Origin of the sequence: Acinetobacter sp. 809848, from assembly GCF_000581275.1 — a bacterium.
GTDB classification, from domain to species: domain Bacteria; phylum Pseudomonadota; class Gammaproteobacteria; order Pseudomonadales; family Moraxellaceae; genus Acinetobacter; species Acinetobacter pittii.
On sequence record NZ_JEXG01000197.1, the window covers coordinates 1 to 450 of the forward strand.

The 450-nt window shown below is 44.9% G+C and carries 1 protein-coding gene; it reads right to left on the reverse strand.

The window, feature by feature from the left end; genetic code table 11:
* A partial coding sequence (locus J536_RS24755) for a type VI secretion system Vgr family protein (RefSeq protein ID WP_171071521.1) occupies window positions 1–450 on the reverse strand: 450 nt, incomplete at both ends.

The following is a 450-nucleotide window of genomic DNA, read 5'->3' on the forward strand; positions in this document are numbered from 1 at the left end:
AATTGCCTCTTTAAAGGTTTTAGCTTTTGCGTTGTCTTGCTGCTCAAGTTTTTCAATAAAAGATTTTAGGTTTTCTAAATTTTCTAACGGGTCAGTTTGCTGATTTTTAGCAACTTCACTGAGTGCCTTGGCATTGTTGAGGCCGCCTTCGATTTGTTGCTTGGCCTCATTTGCATCAAGGTGTACACCTTGAGCTTGATCCTGCTTATGTGTACTAATGAGTAAGCCGCTGCCTGCTCTAACTGCCCCCCATTGGTCTGTTCGTATCTCGAAACCTTCACCTCGGCCTTCGCTTTCTGGTTTGTCTTTTGGATGGCTTAAGTTACCTAAGTTGAGTTGACTTGCGGCATGGCTGCTTTGCAGCTGGGTACTGATTTGCCCTGTGGTGTCATCAAAACGTAGCTGGTTAAAACCCTTACCATCGACTTCTTCTGAACGAATGCCGCTGAG